The 14754-nt window shown below is 52.7% G+C and carries 11 protein-coding genes; 1 reads left to right on the top strand and 10 read right to left on the bottom strand.

The window, feature by feature from the left end; translation table 11 throughout:
- The first annotated feature begins 59 nt into the window (after positions 1-59).
- Positions 60-1343: a helix-turn-helix transcriptional regulator gene (locus CBW42_RS09125; protein WP_087020304.1), complete on the top strand. Its 1284-nt coding sequence runs from the start codon at positions 60-62 to the stop codon at positions 1341-1343.
- 292 nt (positions 1344-1635) lie between these two features.
- Here CBW42_RS09125 and CBW42_RS09120 read toward each other — a convergent pair whose 3' ends face one another.
- The 10 genes from CBW42_RS09120 to CBW42_RS09070 form a co-directional block, all read right to left on the bottom strand.
- Positions 1636-3147 carry a solute:sodium symporter family transporter gene (locus CBW42_RS09120; protein WP_087020301.1) on the bottom strand — a complete coding sequence of 504 codons (1512 nt, stop codon included), beginning with the start codon at positions 3145-3147 and terminating at the stop codon, positions 1636-1638.
- Between the two features lie 304 nt (positions 3148-3451).
- Complete coding sequence (locus CBW42_RS09110) at positions 3452-4240, bottom strand: TIM barrel protein (protein WP_087020295.1); 789 nt, start codon at positions 4238-4240, stop codon at positions 3452-3454.
- A gap of 1 nt (position 4241) precedes the next feature.
- Positions 4242-5249, bottom strand: a complete 1008-nt coding sequence (gene iolG, locus CBW42_RS09105) for an inositol 2-dehydrogenase (protein WP_087020292.1) — start codon at positions 5247-5249, stop codon at positions 4242-4244.
- A 305-nt stretch (positions 5250-5554) separates the two neighbouring features.
- A complete protein-coding gene (locus CBW42_RS09100) occupies positions 5555-7051 on the bottom strand; it encodes a response regulator transcription factor (protein ID WP_087020289.1) in 1497 nt (498 codons plus the stop codon).
- The gene (locus CBW42_RS09095; RefSeq protein WP_087020286.1) at positions 7044-8000 is read right to left on the bottom strand and encodes a sugar ABC transporter substrate-binding protein; all 957 of its coding nucleotides are present in this window, start codon (positions 7998-8000) and stop codon (positions 7044-7046) included. The genes CBW42_RS09100 and CBW42_RS09095 overlap by 8 nt, the downstream gene beginning before the upstream one ends.
- Positions 7997-9685, bottom strand: a complete 1689-nt coding sequence (locus CBW42_RS09090; RefSeq protein ID WP_087020283.1) for a sensor histidine kinase — start codon at positions 9683-9685, stop codon at positions 7997-7999. Before CBW42_RS09090 ends, CBW42_RS09095 begins: the two co-directional genes overlap by 4 nt.
- Before the next feature lie 129 nt (positions 9686-9814).
- Positions 9815-11224 carry an amidophosphoribosyltransferase gene (locus tag CBW42_RS09085; RefSeq protein ID WP_087020281.1) on the bottom strand — a complete coding sequence of 470 codons (1410 nt, stop codon included), beginning with the start codon at positions 11222-11224 and terminating at the stop codon, positions 9815-9817.
- Between the two features lie 192 nt (positions 11225-11416).
- Positions 11417-12217 (bottom strand): TPM domain-containing protein, encoded by an 801-nt coding sequence (locus CBW42_RS09080; RefSeq protein ID WP_087020278.1) that lies wholly within the window; start codon positions 12215-12217, stop codon positions 11417-11419.
- A gap of 13 nt (positions 12218-12230) precedes the next feature.
- The gene (locus CBW42_RS09075) at positions 12231-13343 is read right to left on the bottom strand and encodes a Trm112 family protein (RefSeq protein ID WP_087020275.1); all 1113 of its coding nucleotides are present in this window, start codon (positions 13341-13343) and stop codon (positions 12231-12233) included.
- 30 nt (positions 13344-13373) lie between these two features.
- Positions 13374-14705, bottom strand: coding sequence for an SPFH domain-containing protein (locus CBW42_RS09070; RefSeq protein ID WP_087020272.1), 1332 nt, complete (start codon positions 14703-14705; stop codon positions 13374-13376).
- Positions 14706-14754: the final 49 nt, after the last annotated feature.

Here is a 14754-nt window from a genome sequence, read left to right as displayed (position 1 = left end):
TATGATATTGTCAGGACAGCACGTCAGAGGATTTTGCGCCGCTTGGGAGAGGATAGGGCATGAAAAACACTTCAATCGATTTTGTATACCAGTTTTTAAAAATCAACCACATTCCGGTTCGTTTTATTCAACCACCTTGTGACAACCTGACATGGCTCGACATGGGACTTCGTGAAAGCATTCTGCATTCAGATGTTTCCTCCTCTACGGATGAGTTGAACCACTGGCTCGCTACGCTCCAGAAGAACAAAATCTATCACACCACCGATGACTTTCAGTGCAACTATACACTGATCCGGCTGCCGGACAGCGATGAAATGCTTGTGTGCGGTCCGGTTCTGTTCGAAGAGATCCGCGCCGCACGACTGACACAAATCTGCGACAAGCTGAATGTGCCGGAAGAACTGCGCGACCAGATTCGGGATTACTATTACCGCGTGGTATTCATCCCCGCGCAAACCCTGTACCTGAGTGTATTTACGATACTCGGCAATCAGTTGTTTGGAGAAAACAACTATGAGGCGATTTATTCGGATTTCGGCTCCATGAAAGAGCTGTTTCAAAGCTATGAGTACTATTACCGTGTTCCGGACAAGCCGTTTCTGAGCATCCAGATGATTGAAGAGCGGTATGAGCTGGAAAATGCGACGCTCAATGCTGTCGCCAACGGAAATGAAAGCAAAGCTCTTGCATCCTGTGCGCGCTGGACCGCACATGTAATTCCCCAGCGCTTAGCCAACGAACTGCGTGACAGCAAGGACTATATGATTACGCTCAACACTCTGCTGCGAAAAACAGTAGAACAGGCGGGCGTGCATCCCATCCACATCGATTCGGTATCCAATCGAAACATCCAGCTGATCGAGCAGCTTTCCAGCATCGAACAGTGCCGGAGCTTTCGCTCAAAGATGATCCGCTCCTATTGCCTGCTCGTTCGCAAGCACAACCTGAAGGATTATTCCCTGTTGACACAAAAAATTATCACCTATGTGGACACCGAGCTGTGCGCCGACCTCAGTCTGAAGGCACTTTCCGAGCGTCTGTCGGTCAATGCGAGCTATCTTTCTACACTGTTCAAAAAGGAAATGGGCATGTCTCTGACAGATTTTGTCAACCATCGGCGCATTTCACACGCTCAAAAGCTGCTTATCAGCACGGAAATGCCCATCAAATCGGTCGCCTTGAAATGCGGCATTCCGGATGTCTACTATTTCAGCCGCCTGTTCAAGCGCATCACAGGTACAACGCCGAAGGCATATCGCAACAACACCAATTCCTTCGAGCAATATCAGGAGATGGCTTCCCCTTCCGCCGGGAACCCGGATTCCTCCGATTTTCACTGATGTCTGCTTTTTCGTCCAAACAGCAAATATCCCCTTTCGCATCCGGTGCGGAAGGGGATTATTGTTCTCTTTTTTCCGTAAAATGGGAAACAGAGCCCCATGGCATAAGGCTCTGTTTCCGACAAGTTGAGAGAAAACACAAAAGTGCAAAAAGTAGATAGCTGTTTTATGCGCCAATTCCGAGCGGGGAGAATGCGATGTAAACCGCAATGACGCAGATCAGAACAATTACGCTGACAATCTTGCGGTACTTCCACGGTGTCAGGTCAACTGCCTTGACATCCTCCTGCTCCTAGGCCTTCAGCTGCGGATTCTTTGCCTTGTTGCGGCTGTTCATGATTGCCATCATAATCAGCTCAATCGGCCACAGAACGGCAACTGCATACAGATAATGCAGATCGCTGCTCATTGTAATCATGAAAATGCCATAAACGGCAATGTGGAATACCATGATAACCTTCGCCACATATTTCGGCAGATACTTGAAGAAGAAACCGCCGAATACTGCCGACAGAACCGGAAGGCCGATCAGCATGACAAACGAATCGAGGAAGGTCTTCAGACCTGCCGGGAAGAAGTAAACCATCGGGCCGACAATGGTGGTAGCAACCGCAAAGACGATGCCGACATTCTTGCCAACCTTGACCAGCTTTTCTTCCGAAGCGTTTGTGTTGATAAATTCCTTATAGATATCCATCGTGAACATGGTGTTAACCGAGTTCAGAACGGAATTAAACGAGGACAGAATCGCGCCGAACATAACGGCTGCAAAGAAGCCCATCAGCGGCGCCGGGATGACCTGCGTAACCAGCTGCGGATATGCGTCATCCATCATGGTAACCTGATTGCCCTGTACCTCGAACAGCGCGTATGCAATGACACCCGGCAGTGCGAGGAACATAAAGCCCAGGATTTTCAGGAATGCACAGTACAGTGCGCCCTTCTGTGCTTCCTTCAGATTTTCAGCAGCGAGTACGCGCTGAATGAACGACTGGTGCGTGCACCAGGACTGGAGGCCAAGAAATACAAGGCCGGTGAATACGGTCGGCCACGGAACTGCCGGCGGCAGGGAATCAGCCGGGGCGATGGAATTCAGCTTCTCCGGATAGTTCTGAACCAGATATTTGAAGCCATCGACAATGGCAAGGCCTTCCGAACCGGTGGCATTGCCCAGCACATGCAGTGCAAAGAACGGAATCATCAGGCCGCCGATCAGCAGGCCGATACCGTTGACGGTATCGGAAACGGCAACTGCCTTCAGGCCGCCGAAAATCGCATAAATCGAACCGACAACGCTGATTAAGATACACAGAACAACGATGGACTGGAACTTGGTGATGTGCAGCAGCTGCGAAACGCCGAAAATATTCTCAAAGACCAGGGAACCGGAATACAGGATAACCGGAATCTGTACAACCAGGTACAGGATGATGTATGCGATGCAGAACCAGAGCTTGGTGCTGCGGTCGAAGCGCAGGCCGATCAGCTGTGGAATGGTGGTAATACCGCTCTTCAGATAGCGTGGTGCCGCCCAAAGTGCCAGTACAATCAGTGCAGTAGCAGCCAGAACCTCAAATGCCATCGGGCTCATGCCAACTGCCCAGGTCTGTCCGTTGGTTCCGACCAACTGTTCTGCGGACAGGTTGGTCAGCAGCAGGGATCCTGCAATGACGAAGCCCGGCAGGCCGCGTCCTGCGAGGAAATAACCGTCGGCTGTCGTCTGGTCGTCACCCTTCGTCTTGACATACGAGATGACCGCAACCAGAATCGTAAAGCCGATAAAGGTAATCAGTGTCCAAAGCATATCTCTATACCCTCTCTTTCTATTCTCTTCTTTTGATTCGCAATGCGGGACTCAAACCCGCTTTTTCTATTTGTAAAGGAATGATGCTTTAACTGTTTCTCATTTCTTCTTCCCTTCCCTGCTGTGAAAGATCCCATTGGGACAGCGGCCTCCCAATAGCCGCCGTCCCGGAATCCTGCGCCGGGGTTCGAAAGGAGCGTTTCCTCTTTCACGTGAGTTGAAGATGTTTTGAGAAAAACTATAAACTCTATACGAACTGCCATGTATGGCAGTTCGTTCCCAAATTACAGGCAAAATGCCCGGCTCAGCAGTTCTCCATGATTGCCTTAACAGCGGTCTTTGTGTCGGTGGACGGGAACAGCTCATAGCCGACGCGGCCGGTATAACCGCAGGCCTCCAGATGACGGATCACCTTGGTATAGTTGATCTCGCCCGTGCCCGGCTCGTGGCGGCCCGGCGCATCTGCCACATGAATGTGGCCAAACTGATCGCTGTACTTGCTGATGGTGTCACAGATACAGCCTTCGTTGATCTGCATGTGATAGACATCGTACAACAGCTTGAGGCGCGGGGAACCAATCAGGCGGCAGATTTCTGCACCCATCTGGGTGGTTTCGAGGAAATTGCCGACATGGTCGGTTGTGATGTTCAGTGCTTCCAGATTGAGGTTCATTTCCTCTTCCTCTGCAATTTTGGCACATTCCAGCAGCATGTCGTACATCGAACACAGCTTGACAGTGTGTGACAGGTTGTCATAGTGGTCAACGACAATGCCGCCGTCGCCCAGTGCGTTGGAATGAATGGTCACGCTGGAAGCGCCGACCTTCTTTGCCGCCGCAATCGACTGTTTCAAATAATCAATGTACTTTTCCTTGTGCGTCGGATCGACGAGCGAGTAATCTGCGTCGCCGTTGAAACCGGAAATCGCAATGCCAGCCTTTTCCGCCGCTTCGCGGGTCGCATCCAGATCACGAATGCGCCAGTCCCAGAACTCTACGGCTTCAAAGCCGTCATCTTTTGCCGCCTGGAAGCGTTCCAGCCACGGCAGCTCAGTATACAGGGTGTCAATGCATGCGCATTTTCTCAATGCCATATTACTCTACCTCCGAAATCTTGACCGGGCGGCCTTCCTTGAGGGACTTGGTTGCCGCAGCAGCCATCAGAACCGGATACAGACCGTCTTCGCCGGTTACCGGGGTCTCTGTGTCGTTGATTACAGCATCTGCAAATGCCTTCATCTCAGAGACAAATGCACCGGTGTAACGATCCCACATAACCTTGTATGCGGTACCATAGGTTGTGCCATCCGCAGTGGACAGAACAGCGGTGGACGGGATATCGTTTTCATCCTGTGCGCAGCCCTCGGAACCGAAGACCTCAACGCGCTGGTCATAACCATAAACTGCCTTGCGGGAGTTATCGATGATGCCGATTGCGCCGTTCTCAAACTTGAGGGTGACAACTGCGGTATCTACGTCGCCTGCCTCGCCAATGCCCGGATCAACCAGAACCGAACCGTATGCGCTGACTTCCGTTACCTCAGAGCCCGCGAGGAAGCGAACCATATCGAAGTCGTGGATCATCATGTCATAAAAGATACCGCCGGAAACCTTGACATAGGATACCGGAGGGGGCTCCGGGTCACGGGAGGACACCTTAATGATGTTGACCTTGCCAACCTTGCCGCTCTGAACCATATCGTATACGGCACGGTGGTTGTGGTCGAAGCGGCGGCAGAATCCGATCTGGAGCTTGACGCCGGCTTCCTTTGCCGCATTGATTGCTTCGTGAACCTTGTTCAGATCATAATCAATCGGCTTCTCACAGAAGATATGCTTCTTTGCCTTCGCCGCTTCGATGATGAAATGAGAGTGCGTATCCGTGGAGGAGCAGATCAGAACTGCTTCAATCTCCGGATCGTTCAGGATATCTGCCGGATCGGTGGAAACGTTTGGGATGTGGCACTGTGCCGCAAACTCACGAGTTGCATCGTTCGCAAACGGATCCGCGATGGTCTTGATCTCCATCTCCGGGACAAACATGGAAATGTTTTTTGCATGAACCTTGCCAATACGTCCAGCACCGATAATACCAACCTTCATGAAAATCTCTCCTTTTTCGTGAATTATTTTGCAGAAGCTGTCATTGTCTTTTGCTGGCGCTATTGTACTGCGAAAATACAGGCAGAAAAATGTCAGTTTGTTTAGATTTTGTGTTGTTGGTTTTGCACTTTGGTCAAAAGCTGTTCGGAAAACTGTACAAACATTTTCTCAATGTGTCATTATTTTAGGTCTGCCACGTTTGTCTCCCGTTTTTTTGTGTTCATCTTTTGGAATTGTGTCATTTTTTTAGGCAAAAAAACAGGGCAGAAAGCATATGCCTTCTGCCCTGCCTGTTTTCCTGTGGTTTATTTTGTCCTGCACTGTTTCCGGTAATTCTGTGGGGTCTCTCCCACAGTTTTTTTGAACACCTTGCAGAAATTACGGTAGTCATTAAAACCGCTCTTTACGCTGACCTCCCGGATTTTATCATCCGTATTCACCAGCAGTTCCTTCGCCGTGCCAAGGCGGCAGGAAAGCAGGTATTCCGAAAACGTGATGCCGGTTTCCTTGCTGAAAATATGGCTCAGATATGCCGGGTTGAGGTGAACCTGTTCTGCCGCTTCGATCAGTGTGGCTTCACCGGTATGGTTTTGCTGGAGATAGCGGATGGTGCGGCTGACCGCACTGCTGTAGTTGTCCGGCTGCGGAAGGATTTCCTCGCGGAAGGTCAGGTAGGCACGTTCCAAGCCGCGGAAGCCGTCAAGCATATCCGGCGCAGTGCGCTGGGGAATCCCAGCTTTCCGGTCTGTCTGCCGCAGCCATTCCTGTACCAGCCGCGCCTCGGTATGTTCCGCGCGGAATGCCGCCAGTGCTTCCTCCCACCGCTGCCGCAGCAGCCCGCCGTCCCGCTTTTCCATATACTTCGGCACTTCCTCACTGAACCGCTGCGCCGCAGACGGGATTTCTTTTCCACATGGCTCAATCTGCCAGCCATACAGGACGGTCTGCGCCGAATAAAACCGCTCGTTCCGTGCTTCCTGTGCTTCCTGCCAGCATTCGTCAGCTTTCGGATTGAAATTCTCTGCCCGGCTCGTGCCGACGCACACCGAAACTGCCAGATACCGCTCCGCATACCGCACAACCGCCGATGCATATTGCTGTATTTTCTCCCGGCGTTCATATACGCTCGAAATGCCGGAAAAATCCAGCAGCAATGCATATTCCCCCTGCTGCACATGGATACAGCGGACGGCCGACTGGTTGCGGCACACCTCGCGGCAAATCTGAGCAAATGAGGAATGGAATCGTTTCTGCTGCTCCAGCTCCATTGCAGAGACCCGGGTTTCATAATCGAGAATCAGCACCGCAAGTGCAGCCCCTGTGTGGAAGCCGTCCTCCGGCCGCGGCGCGCTGCCCTGCAGCAGCTTCAGGTAATAGGCCCGCTCCACCTCCGGCGCATCGAACTGAAGCCCGCCCTGTGATGTCGATACAATCTTCTTCTTCAAATCGACGAGCAGCTTGAGCAGCGTGTCCTCTGTCAGCAGATTTTTGAGGACATATTCATTTGCGCCGAGCTTCATGGCTTCCCTGACATAGTCAAAGTCGTCATGGCAGCTCAGTACGACGATACACGCGGTATTTTCCTGCTGTCTGAGCCTGCGGATCAGTTCAATGCCGTCCATCACCGGCATGCTGATGTCGGTGATGATGATATCCGGCCGGTATTCCTCCGTCATGCGCAGCGCTTCCTCTCCGTCCTGCGCTGCACCGACCAGTGTGTAGCCGTGCTTTTCCCAGTCCGTCAGGCGCGATAAGAATGTGCGGACAAGGAAATCATCATCCACAAGCAGTATCTTAGTCATCACTCTCACCTCTCTCCGTCAGATATTTTTCTAAATATTCCGCCACATTTCCCTGTGTAATCAGCGGTGTCTCCACATATGTATGGTGGGAAATTTCCTCCCCATCCAACGAATGTACAATGGTCGCAACGGTCTGATATCCGATTTCATAGCCGTTTTGTCCGACCAGCGCGAGAATTTTTCCATCCTCAACGCCTGCCATCGCATCGCTCTGCATGTCCACACCAACCAGCTGCACATCACCGCCGGTGCGCTCAAGCTGCTGCATTGCGCCGAGCACAATCACTGCGCTGGTGCAGAAGACACCTTCAATATCCGGGTTCTCCCGCATCAGCTGTTCCATACAGGCTGTGCCCTCGACATAGCTGCTGCTCTCTGCCTCTTCGACCGCACAAAGCTCTAAATCTGTATATTGTTCGATGTAGTCAGTAAAGCCCTGCAAACGCTCCTCATGCGTACTCTGCCTGCGGCTGCCGGTGATGACGGCAACCTTTCCGCTCCCCAGCTTTCTGTCCAGTGCTTTTGCCGCCAGCACGCCGATCTGATGATTGTTTGCGCCGATATATGGAAAATCAAACCGATCCGCCACCGTATCAATATAAAAGCATGGAATGTCCTCCCGCGCAGCCAGACCCAGCACATCAGCACCATCCGAATCACACGGTGAGACCGCAATGGCATCCGGTTCAGAATCGATTACATCCTGCAAAATGGTATTCTGCGTCTCCACATCGTCCTCATGCGACGGCCACAGGATGTTGACTGAAACACCGTAATCATTTGCCGCGCTTTTCAAGCCGTCCTCCACAGACAGCCAGTGCACTGAGTCCATCGCTTTGAGTACGACGCAGATCGTGCGCTTTTCCTGCGTTTGCTCCTCACTGCCACAGCCGGCCAGCAAAAGCGCTGCCAGCAGCAATACAGCAATTTTAATTGCATGCCTTCTCAAATCGTATACTCCTCCGCATCATAGGAAGCCGGCATGGTAATCACGGCCACCGTGCCGTACTGCGCTCCGGAATAAAATGCGAGCTTTCCCTTTTCTCCATAGTATAATTGCAGCCGCTCGCGCACATTGCGCACGCCGATGCCGCTGAATTTGCTGCGCCGTTCGCCGCTCATCAACTGCTTCAGATCGTCTTCTGTCATGCCTCTGCCGTTGTCCTCGACGCTGATTGCCAGCATATCCCCTTCCTTTGCCGCGCGGACAACAATGCGCCCGCCCGATTTCTTGAGGTCGATGCCGTGCAGGATTGCATTTTCCACCAGCGGCTGAATGAGCAGGCTGGGCACATAGCAGCGTGCAATATCCGGACTGACATCGAAATCCACTGTAAAGCTGTTGGCATAACGGAACAGCTGGAGCTTTGTATAATTCTGCACCATGTGAATCTCCTGCTCCATGGTGATAAACGCGCCGCGGTCGCTCGCGCTGAGCTGCAGCAGCTCGATAAATGCCTCCAGCTGCTCCGCGATCTCGGAGGAATTCTGCAAAACCGCGGCGTATTTGATGGAATTGAGCGTATTATACATGAAATGCGGTGTAATCTGATATTTGAGCGCCTCGATTTCCGCTTCCTTTTTAAGCAGCTTTTCCGTAACCAGCTGGTCAATTAAATCCTCAACCTGTCCGATCATATCATTAAATCCTTTGGACAGGCGTCCGATTTCATCCTCCGACTGTACTTCTGTACGCGCCGTCAGGTCGCCCTGGCTGACCTGATCCATCGTTTCCTCCAGATTTTTCAACGGGCGCAGCATCTTGGTGACAATGACCAGAATCAGGATGCATGCCAGAAGGTTGAGCAGGAGCGCAATCAGGAATATCTGGTTTCTTGTGCGCGTGATGTCGCCTGTGATAACACTCCTGTCCGCTACAATGGTCATCTCATACTGGCTCAGTGGCGCTGTCACGCTTGTGACAAGCATATTGTCCTGCGGTTCCTTCCGCTGTGTTCCGAGCAGCTTCAGGTTTGTTCCCGAAGCCACACGTCCATCCGGCGTGATAATATAGCTGCTCCCCCTGCCGGGATTTCCATGCCCCTGCAAACAGCTGAAATATACATCGCGCTCGTCCACATTGACAATGATATATCCCACCGTCTGCCCGTCTGTTGTATTGTGCACAGGCTTTGCATAGGTGAAAATCTGTTTTTTCACGACAGAGGTCTCATCTGTCACATACTGTGGCGAAAGCGGGTCGTCCTGCACATCGGTCAGGCGGTACATCCACAAGACATCTTCTTCACTGCACGGTTGAGCCAGCTGTTCTGACTGCGTCACCTTGAGCGCGAGGCTCTGTGACGGAAGAAAGCAGTAAACCGAATCAATGCTGCCGTTGCGGTACGATGCCAGCCGTTCCAGAATCTGAGGATCGGTGCTGCTGTCGTAGTCCTGTACGAGCTGCTGCAGTTCTGTATCCGCCGCTGCATTGATTGCCGTATAGTACGCCTCCCGCATCATGTCGTCAAACATTCCGGCACAGACAGTCAGGCTGTTGGTCGCTGAATCGGTATAATTTTCCTCGATGACATCCACGGAATTGTTATATAATACCGCAGACAATGCAATGGACACAATCATCGATACAAAAATCATGCTCAGTATGCTTTTCTGCCTGAATCCCAGCTTCATGTACCCTCTTCCACCTTTTCCCTTTGTTTCTGTCGCGGTAATTATATCACATTCAAAAATGGTTATCAAATACAGCAAAAACGGGGCTGCACACCGGCAGCCCCGTCGCGGGTCAATTTTCTGTTTCTGTCATTCCCTGCCGTCCCAGCAATAGGTGCAGAGATTTTCCTTCGGAATGCCAACCGCTTCCAGCATATCGTCCAGACGGTTATAGCGCAGTGACGTGAAGTCCAGCTCCTTGCGAATTTCCTCGACCATGGTGTCATATTTCGGGGATTCCGGATCGGTATACTGCTGAAGCACCTCGTCAGAAACATCCTCCGTACCTTCCAGCCGTGCGATGACACGGCGGGTAATCAGATCCATCTCCGACGACGAGCGCGAGAAATTGAGATATTTGCAGCCGTATACCAGCGGCGGGCAGGCCGAACGGATATGTACTTCGCTCGCACCGCTCTGATACAGAAATTCCGTCGTCTCGCGCATCTGTGTGCCGCGGACGATGGAATCGTCGATCAGCATCAGGCGCTTGCCGCGGATTAGGTCGTGCACCGGGATCAGCTTCATCTTTGCAATCAGATTGCGTTTGCTCTGAATGGTCGGCATGAACGAGCGCGGCCAGGTCGGCGTATACTTGATGAACGGACGGGAATACGGAATGCCTGACGCGTTGGAATAGCCGACTGCATGCGCAATGCCGGAGTCCGGCACGCCTGCGACGGTATCCGGGCGGACATGGTCGCGTTTTGCCATTTTCTGTCCGCAGCGGTAGCGCATCTGCTCGACGCTCACGCCCTCATACGAGCTGGACGGATAGCCATAATAGACCCAGAGGAACGTGCAAATCTTCATATCCTTTCCGGGCGCAATCAGTGTCTTGACTCCCTCCGGCGTCACGACATCAATTTCTCCCGGACCGAGCTCCTTGTAATCCTGATAGCCGAGATTGAGATAGGAGAACTTTTCAAAGGCGATACAATAGGCATCGTCCTTTTTGCCGATGGTGATCGGCGTTCTGCCGTATTTGTCTCTCGCGGCATAAATACCCTTCGGTGTCATGACCATCAGCGTCAGCGAGCCGTCGATGGTCTCCAGCGCATAATGGATGCCCTCGATGAGATTTTCTTTCTGGTTAATCAGCGCCGCGACCAACTCAGTCGGGTTGACGTCACCGCCGCTCATCTCCAGAAAATGCGAATTACCATTGTCAAAAATGGTGCTGACGATTTCATCGGTGTTGTTGATCTTGCTGACCGTTGTAATAGCGTAGGTGCCGTGATGCGAGCGCACAATCAACGGCTGCGGTTCGTAGTCGGAGATACAGCCGATGCCCAGATAGCCCTTCATCTCCTGGACATCCTTGTCAAACTTTGTACGGAACGGTGCATTTTCAATGTTATGGATGGAACGGTCAAAGCCGTTTTCGCCATACACCGCCATACCGCCGCGACGCGTTCCGAGATGAGAATGATAATCCGTTCCGAAAAACAGGTCAAACACGCAGTCATCCTTCGCAGCAACGCCAAAAAATCCTCCCATGGGTTTCCTCCTTATGCATCAAAAAAACAAATGTGATGAAAAGCAAAAATTTCTTCAAAGCAAGTATAACACAGATGTGTGCTTTTGTGGCGGGAAGAAACCATTTTTTCACAAAAAAGTTGTTTCCATCCGCCAAAAAGGGAATCCGCCCGCCGGCAGGATTCCCTTTTCCCGTTTTTTCACATCGTTTGGTCAGAATTTTCCGCTGTCGCCGGAAAAACCGTCCGAACCCACGCTCGTTCCCCCGCTGTCCGAATCCTTATGAATCTTCGTCCGCGTTTCGGTCGTGTGGGTGTACATATCTGTATGCAGTGTGAGGGCCACAGCATCCGCTGCGATGTAATCGCGCGCAGTCGGCGCGGCATGTACCGTCCGCATCTGCATGCGGAAAATCAGGCAGACAACGCCCGCAATCAGGCACGGCACGACAATGACAATGGCGAGATTGGTGCCCATCGACCGGCGCGCCGCATCCGGATCGCTGCCCACATCCAGCGGTGTGCCGTTCTGCGACAGCGCCAGCATTTCCTCACTCTTGTCCAGATAGTCGGAAAAGCCGTCATACCAGTTGTCATCGGCAAAATCGTCGAGAAATTCATCCTCCAGCACCTCCTTGCCGTAATCGGTAAACGAGGCGTTGCCGAAATCCCCATACGCGATAAGTGCAAAATCGCGATCCTCCATGCTCAGCATCAGAAGCTCGCCGTCCCTGCCTTCACCTACGCCGAGATCGTTGTTTCTGTAATAATCCTTCGCACACGCCAGAATATCCGTATAACCGCCGTCGGTGAAATCCTGCAACACGGCGATATAGACACCGCATGCATACTGCTGCGAGATGGCAGACGCACGCTGCGTGAGCTCCGACTTTTCTGTATCGGTCAGAAGACCAGCTTCATCGACGACAAAATCCGCATCCGCTGCGCAAGCTGCCACTGGGAATGCAAGCAACAGACACAGTGCAAAAAGGAACGCAGTTATCCGTTTTTTCATTGTCCTGCCCTCCTCATAAAAACAGCACCAGCGCAAGCACTGCCGCCAGCGGCAATGCAATGCCTGCGAACCATGCCCAGAATCTGCCCCAGCTTACAGGAAGATCGCCAACCAGCTTTCCGGTCTGCCCGTTCATGGCAAACAGAAAATTCTTCCCGTTCCACTGTGTGCTGAGCATCCAGACCGGAAGCAGCGCATAGCTTACCTTTCCCCGATGCAGCTGCACATCTGCACGCTCCGGCACGCACATTTCATAGCCATGTACCGTTGCCTGCATGGCCTCAACGGCGCTGCGCTGTACGCGATCTTCTACACGTTCAGCGCATTCCTCTATGCTGACATCATATTTATCGGCCAAATAACCGGGCAGATACCCCATGGAAAACGGCTCCAAATCCGCATACTCAAACGGCTCGATGGAATCCATATGCGCATCCGGCATCTTGCTGGATGCATCAACCGGAATGCGCTGAAACGGGATGGTACCCGCGCGGTGCACCTCGAAATGCTGGGTGGTCGTAATCTCATATTCCCCGTCCGAATGCATAAAGGATCGGGTCGCATGAAAGCGCACATCCGCATCTGCCGTGCCGTCAAACAGCCAGAACGGGACATAAATGCCCTTGATTTCCTCAATATGGTTCTCACTGGTGAATGCCTTGGGCAGCAGGCGCTTGCCTTTGTAATGCTTTTTCAGCGCTTCCACTGCGGCTTTTTTATCCACCTTAAACGGAATGATGTAGTCCGGCTTGAGCATACCCTCGAGCCGCCCGGGCACAACAGTCGGATTGCCGCAGTATGGGCAGCTCGTCGCCGCTGTGTTCGCATCACAAATCAGCTCCGCGCCGCAGGACGGGCAGGTATAGGCGCGCATACTGTCCGCGTGCCATTCGCCTGCCATACCGAAGGTATCCCACGCATCTGTTTTCGCTTCCTCCTTCTGCCCGGTCTGTGTGGCCTGTTCTGCCTGTTCTGTTTTTTGTTCCTGTTGTGCATACATTGCCTCGATTTCCGCGATCTCATAGGATGAGCCGCAGTAATCACACGCCAGCTTTCCGGTCGCCGCGTCAAAATGCAGCGGCCCGGTGCAGGCAGGGCACTGATAATTTTTTACCTGTGTCGGCATCGGTATACCCCTCTCCCGAAAATATGTCGTTTATCTGATATCGCCATCATCGAACGGGTCGCCGCACTCCGGACAGAATTTTGGCGGGTGTGCCGGATCCTCCGGTTCCCAGCCGCACTTGTCGCACCGATACTGCGGAACACCCGCCGGTTTCTTCGTTCCGCACTCAGAGCAGAATTTCCCCTTGTTCACTGTACCGCAGGACGGGCAGACCCAACCGTCCGCATCCGGCTTTTTCGCACCGCATTCCGTACAGAATTTGCCAGTATTGCCCGTATGTCCACAGGTACACGTCCAACCGGCTCCCGACGCCGCCGATGCTGCCGCAGGCTGAGCAGGAGCAGGCTGTGCCTGCTGCCCCATTTGGAACAGCTGCTGTGCATTGGCTCCGCCTGCGCCCTGTGCCATGTTCATGCCCATAAACGCCATGGCGGGGCCTGCACCCTCGTTCGCCGCCGCGCTCTGCATCGCTGCCGCCTGTGCGCCGACCATGTGTGCCGCTGCCATTGTCGGATTGCGGAACGCTGCATTGCGTTGCAGCTCCTTAATCATCTGCTCATCCTCATCCGACGCCTTGACGCTGGATACACCGAAGGATACAATCTCAATGCCGCGCAGATCCTTCCACTTTGCCGAGAGAATCTCGTTGAGCGCCGCCGCAATTTCCGCTGTATGTCCGGGCAGCGCGGAATAGCGCACACCCAGTTCACTGATACGCGCAAACGCAGGCTGCAATGCCGTCAACAGCTCGGATTTCAACTGTCCGTCCAGTTCGCTGCGTTCATAAACACCGTCCACATTGCCGCAGACATTTGTATAAAACAGCACCGGATTGGTCACACGATAGCTGTATTCGCCAAAGCAACGGATGGAAATGTCGACATCAAGGCCAACATTGGTATCCACCACGCGGAACGGCACCGGGGACGGCGTGCCGTACTTGTTGCCGATCAGCTCTTTGGTGTTGAAATAGTAAATGCGCTGATCCATCGGCGCTTCACCGCCAAAGGTGAACCGCTTACCGATATTTTTCAGCACCGCCGGTATGTTTTTGCTCAGATCGCCGCAGAAAACCGACGGCTCAGTCGCCGCATCATAGGTATATTCGCCCGGTTCGGCGCAGATATCGACAACCTTGCCTTGCTCGACGATCATCATGCACTGTCCGTCGGCAACCGCAATCACTGAGCCGCTCGTAATGATGTTTTCATTGCCGCGTTTATTGGAGGAGCGTTTCGAAGTGCGCTTCTGTCCCTTTGCCGCGATGACATCGGCTTCCAGTGCATCACAATAAAAATATTCCTTCCACTGGTCGGCCAGAACGCCGCCTGCGGAGCCAAACGCTGCCTTAATCAATCCCATATCCTGTTCTCCCTTCCATCTCAACAATTCGGTTGTCTCTCTGCGTTCA

It is taken from the genome of Butyricicoccus porcorum (assembly GCF_002157465.1).
In the GTDB taxonomy this organism is placed as follows: Bacteria; Bacillota; Clostridia; order Oscillospirales; family Butyricicoccaceae; genus Butyricicoccus_A; species Butyricicoccus_A porcorum.
Note: the sequence above shows the minus strand (reverse complement) of the source record. Positions and strands in the feature narration are given on the sequence as shown.

Coding starts and splice junctions, on each gene's coding strand:
- CBW42_RS09125 (WP_087020304.1), top strand. CDS start 60: ATGAAAAACACTTCAATCGATTTTGTATACCAGTTTTTAAAAATCAAC.
- CBW42_RS09120 (WP_087020301.1), bottom strand. CDS start 3,147: ATGCTTTGGACACTGATTACCTTTATCGGCTTTACGATTCTGGTTGCG.
- CBW42_RS09110 (WP_087020295.1), bottom strand. CDS start 4,240: ATGGCATTGAGAAAATGCGCATGCATTGACACCCTGTATACTGAGCTG.
- iolG (WP_087020292.1), bottom strand. CDS start 5,249: ATGAAGGTTGGTATTATCGGTGCTGGACGTATTGGCAAGGTTCATGCA.
- CBW42_RS09100 (WP_087020289.1), bottom strand. CDS start 7,051: ATGACTAAGATACTGCTTGTGGATGATGATTTCCTTGTCCGCACATTC.
- CBW42_RS09090 (WP_087020283.1), bottom strand. CDS start 9,685: ATGAAGCTGGGATTCAGGCAGAAAAGCATACTGAGCATGATTTTTGTA.
- CBW42_RS09085 (WP_087020281.1), bottom strand. CDS start 11,224: ATGGGAGGATTTTTTGGCGTTGCTGCGAAGGATGACTGCGTGTTTGAC.
- CBW42_RS09080 (WP_087020278.1), bottom strand. CDS start 12,217: ATGAAAAAACGGATAACTGCGTTCCTTTTTGCACTGTGTCTGTTGCTT.
- CBW42_RS09075 (WP_087020275.1), bottom strand. CDS start 13,343: ATGCCGACACAGGTAAAAAATTATCAGTGCCCTGCCTGCACCGGGCCG.
- CBW42_RS09070 (WP_087020272.1), bottom strand. CDS start 14,705: ATGGGATTGATTAAGGCAGCGTTTGGCTCCGCAGGCGGCGTTCTGGCC.